Below are 435 nucleotides of genomic sequence, written 5' to 3' on the forward strand. Positions count from 1 at the left end.
CTTCGGCCGAGAGGTAGATGATCGGCACGCTGACGTAGCGGTCATTGTGACGGATCACCTTGGCCAGCTCGGTACCGGTGCAGGCCGGCATATACATGTCGAGGATAATCAGGTCGGGCTGGAAGTCCGCCAGCTCGGCCATGGCCTGGATCGGTTCGATCAGGGTGCGGGTAACGATACCGGCACTGTTGAGCAGGCGCTCGGTGTGCATCGCCTGGGCCCGCGAGTCGTCGATGATCAGCACTTTATAAGGTTCGTACTGGGCGACGCAGGTCAGCACCTCGATTTTTTCCAGCAGGCTCGACGCCTCCAGGGTGCCGGTGAGGAACTCCTGGCCGCCGGCGCGCACGGCGGCCAGGCGGGTGGGGGTGTCGGTTTCGTGCAGGCTGAAAAACAGCAGTGGCAGCTTTTGCTCCAGGCCTTCCTGGGCTTCGG

At 63.0% G+C, this 435-nt stretch carries 1 pseudogene; it reads right to left on the reverse strand.

The window, feature by feature from the left end:
- Positions 1–435: pseudogene (gene gcbA, locus HX869_RS31085) on the reverse strand (diguanylate cyclase GcbA); the annotation flags it as partial.

This window comes from Pseudomonas sp. P7779, from assembly GCF_013386315.1.
Taxonomy (GTDB): domain Bacteria; phylum Pseudomonadota; class Gammaproteobacteria; order Pseudomonadales; family Pseudomonadaceae; genus Aquipseudomonas.